The following is a 15134-nucleotide window of genomic DNA, read 5'->3' as shown; positions in this document are numbered from 1 at the left end:
ATATGCGCAACATAATCGTAGGAACAAGACAGAGCGCACTGGCTATGACTCAAACCGAGCACGTGATCAAGGATTTGCAAGCACTGTGTGAGAAACATGGATTTTCGTTTGAGTTTGGCATTAAGAAAATCGTGACCAAAGGGGATCAGATTTTGGACGTCACCCTTTCCAAGGTGGGCGGAAAAGGTCTGTTTGTGAAAGAAATAGAGCAGGCGCTCTACGATAAGGAAATCGATATCGCCGTACATAGTATGAAGGATGTGCCGGCAGAACTGCGTGAGGGATTCGTCCTCGGTGCGATTCCGGAGCGCGAAGACCCGCGGGATTGCCTGATTACCAAAAATGGCGCTCAACTCGATGACTTGCCTGAAGGTGCCGTCGTCGGAACGAGCAGCTTGAGAAGAATGGCGCAAATCAAAGCCTACCGTCCTGAATTGGAAGTGAAATGGATTCGGGGAAATATAGATACACGCATCAAAAAACTTCAGACTGAAGGTTTCGACGCCATCGTACTGGCCGCAGCCGGATTAAAGCGGATGGGATGGGAAGATCGGGTGCATCAGTTCCTGCCCGTAGAAATTAGTGTACCTGCGGTTGGACAGGGAGCGCTGGGGATTGAATGCCGGGAAGATGATGAGGAGCTGTTGGCCTTGCTGAGGCTCTACCACCATCCTCAGACAGTGACGGCTGTGACGGCAGAGCGGACTTTCCTCGCTGCCTGCAACGGTGGCTGTCAGGTCCCGATCGGGGCGTATGCGACGGTGGGAAATGAAGGGACGGATGAGGAAGGTCTCATTACGTGCACGGGCTTGATTGGAGACCCGGACACCAGTCAGATATTGAAGTCCACGAAGCAGGGTACAGACCCGGTACAGCTGGGGCTTGCGATTGCGGATGAACTGATGGCCCAAGGGGCACAACGCATTCTGGAACGTTTTAGGGGATGATGAATTGAAGACAGGGAGAGTATATCTGGTTGGAGCCGGACCCGGAGATCCAAAGCTGATCACCGTAAAAGGACTGGAAGCCATTCTCAAATCGGATGCAATTGTCTATGATCGATTGGCGAGTCCTCGACTGCTTGCTTACGCCAGACCCGGCGTGGAGAAAATCTACGTGGGCAAGCTGCCGGATCGCCATACCATGAAGCAGGAGGAAATCAATCAGCTGCTCGTGGATTTGGCTCTGCAGGGCAAGACGGTCACCCGCTTGAAGGGCGGGGACCCGAGTGTGTTCGGCCGAGTGGGAGAGGAAGCTCACCTGCTCGTGCAGCACGAAGTGCCGTATGAGATTATACCGGGAATCACTTCGGCCATTGCCGTGCCGACTTATGCCGGGATTCCGGTCACACACCGCGAATACAACACTTCCTTTACTGTTGTGACGGGTCATGAGAAGCCTGAGAAGCTCGATTCCACGATCAATTGGGAAAAGGTGTCGACTGCTTCAGACACCCTTATTTTTCTAATGGGTGTCGCGAAGATTGAATACATCAGCGAGCAACTTCAGAAAAATGGCAGAGCCGCCAGTACACCCGTGGCATTGATCCGTTGGGGTACACGGGTGGAACAGGAAACCCTGGTTGGAACGCTGGCTGATATTGCCGAGAAAGTAAGACTGGCGAATTTCAAGGCGCCAGCCGTTATCATCGTCGGAGATGTGGTCAAGCTCCGTGAACAGCTGGCCTGGTATGAGAAGCTTCCTTTATTCGGAAAACGCATCCTGGTCACCCGCTCCAGAGAGCAGGCCAGCGAGCTCGTACAGAAAATTGATGAACTGGGTGGAGAACCTTATGAATTGCCGCTTCTGAGGCTGGAACCTGTTTCTTCTGAACAGGAGCAGATAAAAATGAGGCAGGCGCTCGGTCAGTTGGAGACGTACGACTGGATCGTATTTACATCCGTGAATGCGGTTGAATATTTCTTTGACGCGCTCAAGCGAGAGGGCATCGATATTCGCAAGCTGCATCGTGCCAAAATGGTGTCAGTGGGACCGAAGACAACAGAGGAATTAAACGCCAGAGGAATCATACCAGAGGCGGTTCCGGATCAATACCAGCAGGAGGGCGTATGGGCGGCCATAGCCACGCGGGTTGAGAAGGAGCAAAAGGTCCTGTTTCCAAAGTCCAGCCTGTCAAGAAAATGGCTTTCTGAACAAATGATCTCGCAGGGGCTGGTCGTGGATGAGATCAACATCTATGAACCCGTGCCGTGTGTGGAGCAGGCGGACGAGTTGATTCATCTGCTTGAACAGAAAGAACTGCATATCCTTTCCTTTGCAAGCTCTTCGACTGTTCGTCATTTTGCTGAATTGCTCAAAGCCAAGGGAAGAGATGTCAAAGCGCTGACAAAGGGACTGGATATCGCTTGTATTGGGCCGATTACGGCTCAAACGGCACAGGAAGTTGGCCTGGAAGTCAATATGATCGCAGATGAGGCCACACTGGACTCCTTCATTGAAGTGATGTCCGGACAAGGTCGTCACATAGATGCAACGACCAGCTGAGAACATGAGAGGGTCAACAGAGAAATCGAAAATGGAATGATAGGAAAGTCAGAAAGGAGCAGATTCAATGAGCTACCCGGTACACAGACACCGCAGACTGCGCAATACCTCTGCGCTGCGAAGCGTGGTTAGAGAGCATCGACTGACGGTACAGGACTTGATCTATCCGATATTTGTAACGGCAGGGGAGGGGATACAACATGAAATCCCGTCCATGCCGGGTGTCTATCATTTTTCACTGGACAGACTGGAGCAGGAAATCAAGGAAGTAACGGAACTCGGTATTGAAGCCGTTTTGCTGTTTGGCGTGCCCGATCACAAGGATGAGATCGGAACTTCTGCGTTTGCTGCCGATGGCATCGTCCAGCAGGCCACCCGAAAAATCAAGGAGCTGGCACCGGATTGTCTCGTTATTGCCGATACCTGTCTCTGTCAGTACACGACGCATGGTCATTGCGGGGTAGTCGAAAGCTGCGGGCATGGACATGCTATCATCGTGAATGATGCATCATTGGATCTGCTCGTCAAAACCGCTGTCTCCCAAGCGGAGGCGGGAGCTGATATCATCGCTCCGTCCAATATGATGGACGGGTTCGTGCATGCGATTCGTGAAGGACTCGACCAGGCAGGATATGCCCACATTCCGATCATGTCCTATGCCGTCAAGTATGCATCAGCCTATTATGGGCCGTTTCGGGATGCGGCGCATTCCGCTCCGCAGTTCGGGGATCGCAAAACCTACCAGATGGACCCTGCAAACAGCAGAGAAGCCATGCGGGAAGCGCGGTCAGATGCGGAAGAAGGGGCAGACATTCTCATGGTAAAGCCCGGCCTTTCCTACATGGATGTGGTGCGGCAGCTCCGTGATGAATTTGACCTCCCTATCGCGGTCTATAATGTCAGTGCCGAATATTCGATGGTGAAGGCAGCTGCGGAGAAGGGATGGATCCAGGAGGAAGCCATCGTGATGGAAACCTTGCTCTCTTTCAAACGGGCAGGTGCAGACCTGATCTTGACTTACCATGCCAAGGATGCGGCCAGATGGTTGCAGACCGGTCGGCATTGAATCAGATACGGACAGGGAGTGAAGAGATGACGCAACAACCAAAACGAATCGATACGAAATCCAGAGAGGCCTTTGAAGCGGCCAAAAAAATCATTCCAGGTGGCGTAAACAGCCCGGTACGGGCCTTTAAGTCCGTATCGCTCACCCCTCCCTTTATTGAAAAGGGCAAGGGATCGCGTATCTGGGATATCGACGGCAACACGTACCTTGACTACATCGGCTCATGGGGACCCCTGATTCTCGGACATGCACATCCTGAAGTGGTAGAGGCGATCAAGCAGACGGCAGAACGCGGCACCAGCTTTGGCGCGCCTACTGAACTCGAAACGAGCATGGCCCAGCTGGTCGTGGATCGTGTTCCTTCCATCGAAGTGGTTCGCATGGTGAATTCAGGTACGGAAGCGACGATGAGCGCCCTCCGTCTTGCACGCGGCTATACCAAGCGAAACAAAATACTTAAATTTGAAGGGTGCTATCACGGGCACGCGGATTCCCTGCTAATCAAAGCCGGATCGGGTGTGGCTACACTGGGTCTGCCCGACAGTCCAGGTGTGACGGAAGCCACAGCGGCCCATACGATTACCGTCCCTTATAATGATTTGGCTTCTGTGAAGCTGGCCTTTGATCAGTTTGGCGAGGAGATTGCCGCGGTCATCGTGGAGCCGGTTGCGGGCAACATGGGTGTTGTACCACCAGCAGAAGGCTTTCTGCAAGGACTGCGGACGATCACTGAGCGCTATGGTTCCTTGCTGATTTTTGATGAAGTCATGACAGGCTTCCGAGTCGGCTTGAACAGTGCACAGGGACGTTTCGGCGTAACGCCGGATCTGACCTGTCTGGGCAAAGTGATCGGCGGCGGCCTTCCGGTCGGCGCTTACGGCGGCAAGCGTGAGATTATGGAGCAGGTGGCACCAAGTGGACCGATTTATCAGGCGGGCACGTTGTCCGGCAATCCGCTTGCGATGGTCGCGGGATATACCACCCTCATGAAGCTGGGTGAACCCGGTGTGTATGAGGAACTGGAACAGAAAGGTGCCAGGCTGGAGGAAGGCTTTCGTCAGAACGCCGCAGAAAAAGGCATGGCATGTACGATCAATCGGGTAGGTTCCATGGTTTGCCCGTTCTTCACCGATCAGGATGTCGTGAACTATGAGACTGCTAGTACCTCTGACCTGAAGTGCTTCGCCGCGTATTTTGGCCATTTGCTGGATCTCGGTGTATCCATCGCGCCTTCCCAGTACGAAGGCATGTTTGTATCTACGGCTCACACCGCTTCGGATATTGAGCAGACGATCGAAGCTCACCGCGAGGCGCTAAAACGTCTGTAATGAAGAGAATGACCCGAGAAGTCAGCCTGTCCTGACTTCTTTTTCTCATGCATGCATCCATGTCAAAGCTTTGTTCATGAATTTGTAAGATAAAGTGAGCCTTAAGTCGTTGTGACCATGCATAAAAAAGGGCATAATGGAACATAAATGATCGTGGTACGGAAGACATGCATGACGAGACGAATAAGACTATACCCGCTACAGAAAGAGGAATCCTTCAATGACCTTTAATGACACTTTTCTGCGAGCCTGCCGAAAGGAACCGGTCACGCATACCCCAGTTTGGTACATGCGTCAGGCTGGTCGATATGACCCGGAATACCGAAAAATCAAAGAGAAATATTCCTTGCTCGAAATTTGCCAACAGCCGGAGCTGGCTGCTGAAGTGACCTTGATGCCGGTTCGAAAGCTTGGCGTGGATGCTGCCATTCTCTATTCCGATATTATGAATCCGGTCGCGTCAATCGGGATTGATTTTGATATCGTTAAAAACATTGGTCCCGTCATTGAGAATCCAATCAGACAGGCTGCAGATGTAGAGGCATTGAAGCCGATTGATGTGGAAGGGGATCTCGGTCATGTGATTGAAACCATCCGGATTCTGGATCGTGAGTTGGACATTCCGCTCATTACCTTTGCGGGTGCGCCTTTTACCATTGCCAGTTATATCATTGAAGGCAGACCATCCAAAAACTACTTGCGCACGAAGGAACTGATGTACAGTCATCCTGAAGTCTGGTTTCTCCTGATGCAAAAACTTGGCGATATGGTGATCACGTATTTGAAGGCGCACATTGCAGCAGGTGCCAAAGCGGTTCAAGTATTTGACAGTTGGGTAGGCGCCTTGTCTGCACCGGATTTCAAACGCTTCGTCCTTCCTACCATTGAGCGGATTTTCAATGCACTGGAAGCGGAAGAAGTGGCCACCATTTATTTTCCGGGAGTGAGCTCGGGTGAACTGCTTCCGACCTTGTCCGGTCTGAAAGCAGATGTTGTCGGGGTGGACTGGAGAGTCCCTATTCCTGAGGCGCGCAAACGAACGGGACATCGTTTCACCATTCAGGGCAATCTGGACCCGACCTTGCTCATGGCCCCGCAAGAGGTCATTCATGCAGCTGCCAAACAGATTATCGATGAAGGGCTACAGCAGCCGGGACATATTTTCAATCTTGGTCATGGCCTGTTCCCAGAGGCATCCCTCGACAAGTTGCGGATTCTGACAGAATATATACAGACCTACTCCGCAGAGGCGATTCAACAAACCAAGTAATGGCCCGACTAACTTGCCTGCGAGGTGCAAGTCGATAGCGGATAGCTGAAAGTTGAGAACTGAGAAAAGCACGGAAAGAAAAGTACAGAAAGAAAAGCACGGAAAGCAGAGCACTGAGAGCAATGCACAGAGGGTTCATATACAGATCGAATGCAACCAACAGGTCTTAAGGAGGAAGCAGCATGTCCGAATCGAAAATCGGTGTACTCGTCATGTCATATGGAACACCGGAAAGCCTGGATCAGGTGGAAGCGTACTACACACACATTCGCCGGGGGAATCCCCCTTCACCGGAGCAGTTGAAAGAACTGACGGACCGTTATGATGCCATTGTGGGCGGTTTTTTTCCACTTCGACAGCATACCAATGATCAGGTAGCCAACTTGCAGAAGAAGCTGAATGATCAGTTTCCGGACCGCTCTTTTGTATGCTATCAGGGCCTCAAGCATGCTGCGCCGTTCATTGAAGACGGCATAGATCAAATGGCAGCGGACGGCATCACGCAGGCAGTTGGCATCGTACTGGCTCCCCATTATTCCACGATGAGCGTAGGCAGCTATATCAAACGGGCGAAGGAGCAGGCGGCCAAACATGATCTGAACATCCAGTTCGTAGAGAGCTATCATCTACAGCCAGAGCTGCTCACGGCGCTTGTAGAGAGAGTGGAAACGGCTTTGCAAAAGTTTCAGGTAGACAAATCGAACGTCAAGGTGCTGTTCAGTGCGCACAGTTTGCCGGCACGGATTCTGGAAATGAATGACCCGTATCCGCAGCAACTGATGGAAACGTCGGAAGCGATCGCGGCCAGAACCGGCCTTGCGAACTGGCAATTTTCCTGGCAGAGCGCCGGACAGACAGGCGTTCCGTGGCTGGGCCCGGATATTCTGGAAGATATCGAGCGCTTGGTGAAGGAAGAGGGAGAGAAGCACTTGCTTATTTGTCCAATTGGATTTGTTTCTGATCATCTGGAAGTGCTGTACGATATTGATATCGAGTGCAAGCAGCTCGCTGAAGAGCTTGGAGCGCAGCTGGAACGGACAGCGTCCTTGAACTCCGATCCACGCTATATGCAATGTCTGGCGGAGGCTATTTACGAGCAACTGGAGGGATAAGTCATGACAAAGCAAACCAAACAGTTGATCATTGTGGGAGGCGGCATCACCGGTTTGAGTGCCGCCTTTTATGCTGGAAAAAAAGCCAGGGAAGCCGGCATTCCGGTACATATCACAATCCTGGACAAAGGAAAACAGCTGGGTGGCAAAATCGAAACCTTGCGCAAGCAGGGGTTCGTCATTGAGAAAGGTCCAGACTCCTTTCTGGCCCGAAAACTGCCCATGATCGAACTGGCCAGGGAACTGAATCTTGAGCAGGAGCTGGTCGCAACCAATCCGAAGGCACGCAAAAACTATATTTTGCAAAAAGGCAAGCTGAAGCTGATGCCTCCGGGGCTCGTGCTGGGGATTCCGACTCAGGTAAGACCGTTTATCTCGACCAACCTCATCTCGATGAAGGGCAAGGCAAGGGCGGCGATGGATCTCATATTGCCACGGAAGAAAACAGCCGGAGATGAGTCACTCGGTCATTTTATTGAACGGAGACTGGGGCGCGAGGTACTGGACAATATCGCGGAACCGCTGCTAGCAGGCATTTATGCAGGGGATACGTACAAGCTCAGTCTCGGTGCGACTTTTCCGCAATTCCAGCAGTTGGAACAGAAATATCGCAGCCTGATTATGGGCATGGTACAGAGCCGCAAGCAAACGCAAGCCTCAGATCGTCTCCCGGACTATGCCAAGAACACCACCTTCCTTACGTTTCGCAACGGTTTGTCCACACTCGTGGAAGCGCTGGAGCAAGCGTTGGAACAGAAGGTTGAATTCCGTATGCAGACCGATGTACAGGCCATTGAAACACAAGGAAGCCAACAGATCGTGCATGTAACAGGTGAAAGCGGGCCAGAGCAGCTCACGGCTGATGCTCTGATCGTGACGGTACCCGGTTATGGCTTGTCCAGACTCTTCCCCGATGTGCCTGCTGTACAGACATTTGCGGACATGGAATACGTCTCGGTTGCCAACGTGGTCCTGGCCTATGAGGCGAATACCGCCCGGATTCCGTATGAGGGCTCAGGGTTTGTCATTCCCCGTACAGAAGGGCGATTCATTACAGCCTGCACCTGGACATCTGTGAAATGGCCGCACACGGCGCAGGACGGTCGCATTCTCCTTCGTTGCTACGTCGGCAGATCCGGCGATCAGCGATATGCATCCATGACCGATGAAGAGCTGGTTGCTGCGGTACGACGGGATGTCGCGGAACTGATGGACATCCAGGCAGCACCGCTGTTCAGTGAGGTAACCCATTTGAAGCGTTCACTCCCGCAATATCCGATTGGACATCGGGAACGAATGCAGCAGGCGAGAGAGGCCCTTTCCAGCCAATATCCGATGACCCGCATGACCGGAGCGACCTTTGAGGGAGTCGGATTGCCGGATTGTATCGCACAAGGAAAGGAAGCGGCCGAGGAACTTGTTGAACGGTTGAATGAAACTTAGAGAGAAATGAGCGATGCACATGCGCAGAGCCGGTGAGTGGCTGTTGATCGATGAATCCCAATGGCCTGGACAATGGCCTGAGAAATGGCTGCGCCGATTGCGTGCCCGGGATGGAATCAGACAGGAGAAAGGGCTGATCAAACTCCATCTGTTTGTGGAACAGGATGATGGCTTCGAGCCTTCCTACGAAGAGCTGGATGTGTGCTATGAGGATGATTTTTGCCTGGTCGTCAACAAGCCGGCAGGTGTAGCCGTTCATCCCTCCTCACCTGAGGATCTGGACACGCTTGCGAATCGGGTGGCTGGCCATTACGTCATGACCGGGCAAAGGTGTGCCGTGAAACATATTCATCGACTGGACCTGGATACCACAGGTCCTGTTTTGTATGCCAAGAATGAATGGGCGGGGCTGGTACTGGATGAGGATATGCGCAACAAAGCGATTGACCGCATGTATGTGGCTCTATGTTCGGGAAGCTGGCGCTTGCCTGAACAAGGAACCATTTCAGCTGCGATAGGTCGGGATCGTCACCATGCAACACGCAGGAGGGTGTCGCCAACCGGACAGGAGGCTGTGACCCACTATACGGTGTTGGAATCATTTGAAAAGGCCGCTTTTGTGCAATTGCAGCTGGAGACCGGACGTACCCATCAGATTCGGGTTCATATGCAGCATCTCGGCCACCCGCTAATTGGAGATACCTTGTATGGCGGAAAGCCCGTGGGCACATTCAGGAGACAGGCCTTGCATGGACAGCGCCTTCAATTTATGCATCCTTGGAGCAGAGAAAGCATACAGGTAGAAGCAGGACTGCCGCACGATATGCAAAATTTGCTCGATGTGCTTCGAGGTTAGATGAAATGCTTTTTGAGCGTTCATTTTCATTTCGGTGTCCACAAAACGGGCATCATGGTGTACATCTTCCTATTTGGAGAAAAATATTTAGTCATGCTCTCCTTCCTTTCTCATATATATGTACAGAGTAGACATGGAGAAGGGAGGAATAGCGGTGACCGGTGACCCAAAAGGATTGCGGTTTGATATTTACGAGCGAGTGCAATTGCAGCAGCAACTGGACGGACTGGAGCAAATTGAAGAAATCGAACTGCTGCCTAAAATTGAAGTCATGTCCCAAGCCGAACAAGCGGTTTTAAAAGGTCATTTACTGCTAAGCGGTGCCTATACCGTTTCCGAAAATAGAAGTCTGCAAAAGCTGCAGCACGAGATCCCGGTTGAAATTACGCTGCCAATGAGCCGGATTACGAGTCTTGATGAATTAAAGGTGGACATCGACCATTTTGACATCGATCTGGTGAATCCGCGCAGCTTGAGTGTAACAGGGGTGCTGTCGCTCGATGGCATTGAAATGCTGCGTACTTCGGAAGCGGATGAGGTATGGAAAGAAACGGAGAGGGAATACAGCCGTGCAGGCGATCAGGCAGAGGCTCAAACCAGTGCCTTGTCAAATGCTGATCAGGTATCGAATGAGGAAGATCAGGCCGCCTTGCGAGGAGAAAAGCTTCCGGCCAATCAGGATACCCCTTCCATCGGACAGCAGGTGGAGGAAAAACCGCCTGCCAAAAAGCCGGAGAAAAAAGAAGAACCCAAGCAGGAAGCCAAGAAAGAAATGCCCAAACAAGCACCTGCCAAAAAGGATGACAACAAACCCGATTCTGTCATGGAAAAGGGTAAGGAAAAGGCTCCAGCGAATGAACAATCAGAAGTGATGAATGAAGCTGCTGAGAAATTCAATAAAGCAATGCAGGAAGCGAATGAGATGAACCAGCCGAATCCGATGTTGAATGAGGAAGCCGCAGAGCAAGAGCAGGTAGAACCACAGCCGGAGAAGGGCAAGAAAATGAAAATTGCCTTTGGTTCGAAGAAAGAGGAAGCGGCAGAAGTGACCGAGGAAGTCCCGGAGAAAAAGGGACTGATGAAAGGCCTCAAATCGCTCATACATAGAGAAGATCAGCCTTTTGACGAGCAAGGCCAGGAAGAGCAAGACGCCGCAGCAGACGACATCCAGGCAGGCAATGCGTCAACGGAAGATGAAAGCAGCAGCGGTGCTGCATGGAAAAGTCTGTTCCTGAGCCAGCGTCAGGAGCAGGATGAATTCAAGCGGATGCGACTGTGTATCGTGCAAAAGCAGGATACCATCGACACGATTGCAGAACGCTATGAGATGAACCCGCGGGAATTGTTGCTCTATAATCGCCTGGAGCAGGATCACATCGAAGAAGGGCAAATCTTGTATATTCCATCCCTCGGATAACCGGGGATGAGTGTCACGAGACAAGTAGAATACACTTTAGAGCATGAAGAGAGTACAGTTTCCCGCTGTACTCTCTTTTATTTATTAGTAGAATAACTTGACTATTATTTTCATTAAATGATATTATATATGTAATAAATAAAGAAACCGGTTTACTAAATGGAATCAAGAAAGCGTTTTCCATTCTGTGGATTTGGGAAGGACAGGCAGGGAGCAGACACCGTGTTGAGCTGTATATTTTTATTATAAGGAGGGATGAAGCAGATTTATAGAGTCCAAAGGATGTATTGTCCATAGGTCTGTAAGCGCATTCATGACTCGGTGCATTTAAAAAATTATTTGCGGCAGTGCGAAATGTACGAGTTGGATGTATCAGCAGGCACAGGCAAACTAACAAATGAAAGGGGTAAGAGGATGAAATTCGGAAAAAAAGCAGTATGGAGTGTAATATTAGCAGCGGTTATGATGCTGCAGACGTGGGGTGTCGTTCCTATCGCGGAACCGCCTCAGCAGCAGGTACAGGCAGCGACGAATTATGGATTGCCGGCACAGACGAAAGACGGTCTGATTTTCCATGCATGGAACTGGTCCTTTGACAGCATTACCAACAATCTGCCTGCAATAGCAGCGGCAGGCTTCAAGTCGATTCAAACATCCCCGATTCAAGGCACCAAGGAACCGACGATGGGTGGCAGTTACTGGTGGGTACTCTACCAGCCAACCAACTTCTATATTGGCAACAATCAGTTAGGAGATCGCAATCAGTTCAAGAGATTGTGTGAGGAAGCAGAACAATACGGAATCAGCATTATCGTTGATGTCGTAGCTAATCATACCGGAAATGCCGGGGGTGGTGGCTTGCAGTATACGCCAGCCAACAATGTAGATCCGGCCATCAAGAACAATCCGTACTTCTGGCATGAAGCCCGAGGTATTGAAAACTACAATGACAGATGGCAGGTGACACAGTGGGGCATCGGTCTGCCTGATTTGAACACTTCCAATCAGGAACTGCAAAACATGATCATTAACTTCCTCAATGATGCCATTAGTCTCGGTGCGGATGGATTCCGTTTCGATGCAGCGAAGCATATCGAGCTTCCGAATGATCCAGCTGGCTCCAATTTCTGGCCGCGTGTATTCGGTTCCCTCAACAATGCCAACAACCTGTACTTGTATGGAGAGGTACTGCAAGGGGGCGCGGACAATTTTGCCGGGTACGCCAATTACATGAGTGTGACGCCATCCAGCTATGGGCACCGAATCCGAAATGCGGTTGGTCATCATAGCAACAAGAGTGTGAACAACCTGGTAGATTACGGTTCGAGCGGAGTCAGCCCGTCCAAGCTGGTTACCTGGGTAGAATCGCATGATACCTATGCGAACGACGGAAACGAATCTACCTACATGAGCGACTGGCAGCTCAAGATGGGCTGGGCCATGATCGCAGCACGTTCCGGTACGACTTCCCTGTTCTTCAACCGCCCGGCGGGAGGAGGCAAGTTTGCTTCCAGTCTCGGTCAACCAGGGGACAACCTGTGGAAGGACCCGGATGTGAAGGCTATCAATCAATTCCACAACGCGATGGTCGGACAAAATGAATATATGCGCACGCAGGGGAATGAAATCCTCATCGTAGATCGTGGAACGAAAGGAACGGCGATTATCAATCTCGGAGGCAATGCATATATTGATTCTCCGACAAACCTCGCAAATGGCACTTATCAGAACAAGGCCAGCGGCGGCGGAACCTTCACCGTCTCTAATGGAAGATTGACGGGTAATCTGGGCGGTGGACAAATTGCGGTTCTCTATGAATCCGGTGTGGTAACCCCTGGAGGGGACTTGACCGTTCACTTCTACAAACCGGACGGATGGGGAACCCCAAATATGTATTATTATGATGATTCTGTGACGCCAACCCGAGAAGGCGCTGCCTGGCCGGGCGTGGCCATGACCTCTGAGGGAGATGGCTGGTATGCCTATACCATCAACGGATGGGATCAGGCCAGCGTCATCTTCAACAGCAATGGCCAGCAAGTTCCGGCTTCACAGAATCCCGGCTATCTGGTAACCCAGGATGCCTGGATCAAGGACGGGGTTGTAACCGCTACCAAGCCGGGAACGACCAACCCGGGGAATACGGTTACGGTGACCTTTAACATTCAAAATGCGACCACGACCTGGGGGCAAAATGTATACCTCGTCGGCAATACCTCCGAATTGGGGAACTGGAATACGGCTCAAGCCCTGGGCCCAGGAAGCACAACGAATTATCCGACCTGGACCTTTACGGTTGATTTGCCTGCCGGACAAGCCATTGAATTCAAGGCGATCAAAAAGGATGCCAATAATAATGTCCAGTGGCAGAGCGGTGGAAATCGAACCTATACCGTATCTGCCAGTAATCCAGTTGTAAATGTCAGCTTCTAATTAATTCATTGCATGGACTTGCGTGTTGTACCCTCCCTTCTGCACAGTTGTTATCCCTTGTTTGCAGGTGCTTCTTACTTGCGCAAGGAACTGTCAGGAGGGATTTTTATTGGAGTTCATCTAGATCTGGTAATATATATAATGAAACCTCTTTCAATGACAATCGTATAAGGAGATATACATATTCAGGAAAGAGGTGTGTGTATTGCCTACAATGAACACAGCAACCAGGAAAAAACGAGTGCAGTCTTTTGCACTACTAATCCTACTTGTCGTCATCCTGTCCGTACTGGGAGCATGCAACAATGAACAGAACAAACACTCGTCCAATGAAGAAGTTTCACCCCCCGCCCCGACTTCGATCTCCGTCCCTGTGAACGAAGCGGACCCTACTTCGGAGCAGGATGACGGCAAGAAAGAGAAGATTTCCGAGAAGATGGATGATCCGGCCATGCGTGAGCGCTTTTCCGAGCTGGATACGTTTCTGACGGAAAGAAAGTTCAACGGGGTCATCTTGTTTGCTAGGGGAGAAGATGTCCTGTTTTCCCGGGCATACGGAGATGCCGATATGGAAGAGCGAGTGCCGAATACGACCGATACCGTCTTTCGCATCGGTTCTTTATCCAAGGCCTTTACAGCTTACGCCATACTCGCCTTGCAGGAGGAAGGAAAGCTGAATGTGAATGATCCTGTATCGGATTATATCGATCATCCTGTTGTGAACAATGGGATGACCATTCATCAGTTGGTTACCCATACCGCTGGACTTGGAGATTATGTGGCTGAGATCGGACAAATGGAACAGCTCGAATTGATACGGTGGACACAAGGAGTGACTGCTCAGAAGCTACTCCAATTTGCACTGGATGCGCAAACAAAGCCCGTTCACCCGGGAAAGGGGTATCATTACAGCAATACCGGCTACGTGGTACTGGGTGCGCTGATAGAGAAGGCATCCGGAATGTCCTACGCGGATTATGTGCAGCAGCGCATCTTGGGACCGCTGGAGCTGAACCACACGGGGTATTTGGAAAAAGACCGCAAACAAGAGCCGTTTGCAAAGGGGTATGAATATGATGGAAAGGCCGAAGCATCCCCGTTCATGGAGTATGATGCCTCGGTGTTTTATTCTGCTGGAGGGTTGTATGCGTCAGCGGAAGATCTTCACAAGTGGGGACTGGCCATCCTCAGGAAAGAAGGCTTGTCTGAGGAAAGTTATGCGCGCATGTTGACACCCGAGCAGGCGGTAAACGGGGAAGGCTATGGATATGGATGGAATATAAATGATGCGAAAGGATGGATATATCATACTGGTCATACGGTTGACTTCACCAGTTTAATCCGTTTGAAATCGGACCAGGATACGATTGCCATCTTCCTTACCAATATTGGGGATTCCATGCAACGCGGAGGTTTGGAGACGAAGATTAATCAAATGCTTGCTGATTTTGAAAGCAACCTTCTTCTTCAATAGACAGCTAGACAGCTAGACAGAAAGACAGAAAGACAGTAGGACAGAGAAAGAAGTCTGCTCATATCCCGTCAGGCTATAAACAAGACAGGCGATGGTATTGATCCGCTCGGCTTGGGGAGCGCCGTTCACTTCTCGTCCATAGCTTGAGGGCAGGGGGTATGATATGATGTCTCTGATCAAGATTGCAGCAGGAGACATTTCACGTACCTGCTCGAAGGAACTGGAGTGAG

General features: G+C 51.0%; 11 protein-coding genes. All 11 read left to right on the top strand.

From position 1 onward, the window contains the following. Positions 1–2 precede the first annotated feature (2 nt). The 11 genes from hemC (at position 3) to ACFSUC_RS02605 (ending at position 14904) form a co-directional block, all read left to right on the top strand. Positions 3–947, top strand: a complete 945-nt coding sequence (hemC, locus tag ACFSUC_RS02655) for a hydroxymethylbilane synthase (protein ID WP_379927897.1) — start codon at positions 3–5, stop codon at positions 945–947. A gap of 4 nt (positions 948–951) precedes the next feature. Next, the gene (cobA, locus tag ACFSUC_RS02650; RefSeq protein WP_379927896.1) at positions 952–2505 is read left to right on the top strand and encodes a uroporphyrinogen-III C-methyltransferase; all 1554 of its coding nucleotides are present in this window, start codon (positions 952–954) and stop codon (positions 2503–2505) included. Positions 2506–2572: 67 nt separating this feature from the next. Continuing rightward, positions 2573–3571: a porphobilinogen synthase gene (gene hemB / locus ACFSUC_RS02645; RefSeq protein WP_379927895.1), complete on the top strand. Its 999-nt coding sequence runs from the start codon at positions 2573–2575 to the stop codon at positions 3569–3571. Positions 3572–3597: 26 nt separating this feature from the next. Next, the gene (gene hemL / locus ACFSUC_RS02640) at positions 3598–4899 is read left to right on the top strand and encodes a glutamate-1-semialdehyde 2,1-aminomutase (protein ID WP_379927894.1); all 1302 of its coding nucleotides are present in this window, start codon (positions 3598–3600) and stop codon (positions 4897–4899) included. Positions 4900–5119: 220 nt separating this feature from the next. Further along, positions 5120–6169 (top strand): uroporphyrinogen decarboxylase, encoded by a 1050-nt coding sequence (hemE, locus tag ACFSUC_RS02635; protein WP_379927893.1) that lies wholly within the window; start codon positions 5120–5122, stop codon positions 6167–6169. A 182-nt stretch (positions 6170–6351) separates the two neighbouring features. Next, complete coding sequence (hemH, locus tag ACFSUC_RS02630; RefSeq protein ID WP_379927892.1) at positions 6352–7281, top strand: ferrochelatase; 930 nt, start codon at positions 6352–6354, stop codon at positions 7279–7281. Positions 7282–7284: 3 nt separating this feature from the next. After that, entirely contained in the window at positions 7285–8724 is a 1440-nt protein-coding gene (hemG, locus tag ACFSUC_RS02625) for a protoporphyrinogen oxidase (protein WP_379927891.1), read from the top strand. 13 nt (positions 8725–8737) lie between these two features. Continuing rightward, the gene (locus ACFSUC_RS02620) at positions 8738–9580 is read left to right on the top strand and encodes an RluA family pseudouridine synthase (RefSeq protein WP_379927890.1); all 843 of its coding nucleotides are present in this window, start codon (positions 8738–8740) and stop codon (positions 9578–9580) included. A gap of 154 nt (positions 9581–9734) precedes the next feature. Then, entirely contained in the window at positions 9735–10997 is a 1263-nt protein-coding gene (locus tag ACFSUC_RS02615) for a LysM peptidoglycan-binding domain-containing protein (RefSeq protein WP_379927889.1), read from the top strand. 414 nt (positions 10998–11411) lie between these two features. Beyond that, the gene (locus ACFSUC_RS02610; RefSeq protein WP_379927888.1) at positions 11412–13430 is read left to right on the top strand and encodes a carbohydrate-binding module family 20 domain-containing protein; all 2019 of its coding nucleotides are present in this window, start codon (positions 11412–11414) and stop codon (positions 13428–13430) included. A gap of 214 nt (positions 13431–13644) precedes the next feature. Further along, on the top strand, positions 13645–14904 hold the full coding sequence (locus ACFSUC_RS02605) for a serine hydrolase domain-containing protein (protein ID WP_379927970.1): 1260 nt from the start codon (positions 13645–13647) through the stop codon (positions 14902–14904). Positions 14905–15134: the final 230 nt, after the last annotated feature.

Source organism: Marinicrinis sediminis (assembly GCF_042685085.1).
Lineage (GTDB): Bacteria > Bacillota > Bacilli > Paenibacillales > KCTC-33676 > Marinicrinis > Marinicrinis sediminis.
This window is presented reverse-complemented; position numbering and strand designations above follow the sequence as displayed.

What these genes read in the sequence shown, in the direction of transcription:
- hemG (WP_379927891.1), top strand. Translation starts at nt 7,285, where the DNA reads ATGACAAAGCAAACCAAACAGTTGATCATTGTGGGAGGCGGCATCACC.
- hemE (WP_379927893.1), top strand. Translation starts at nt 5,120, where the DNA reads ATGACCTTTAATGACACTTTTCTGCGAGCCTGCCGAAAGGAACCGGTC.
- hemH (WP_379927892.1), top strand. Translation starts at nt 6,352, where the DNA reads ATGTCCGAATCGAAAATCGGTGTACTCGTCATGTCATATGGAACACCG.
- ACFSUC_RS02620 (WP_379927890.1), top strand. Translation starts at nt 8,738, where the DNA reads ATGCACATGCGCAGAGCCGGTGAGTGGCTGTTGATCGATGAATCCCAA.
- hemC (WP_379927897.1), top strand. Translation starts at nt 3, where the DNA reads ATGCGCAACATAATCGTAGGAACAAGACAGAGCGCACTGGCTATGACT.
- hemL (WP_379927894.1), top strand. Translation starts at nt 3,598, where the DNA reads ATGACGCAACAACCAAAACGAATCGATACGAAATCCAGAGAGGCCTTT.
- ACFSUC_RS02605 (WP_379927970.1), top strand. Translation starts at nt 13,645, where the DNA reads ATGAACACAGCAACCAGGAAAAAACGAGTGCAGTCTTTTGCACTACTA.
- ACFSUC_RS02610 (WP_379927888.1), top strand. Translation starts at nt 11,412, where the DNA reads ATGAAATTCGGAAAAAAAGCAGTATGGAGTGTAATATTAGCAGCGGTT.
- hemB (WP_379927895.1), top strand. Translation starts at nt 2,573, where the DNA reads ATGAGCTACCCGGTACACAGACACCGCAGACTGCGCAATACCTCTGCG.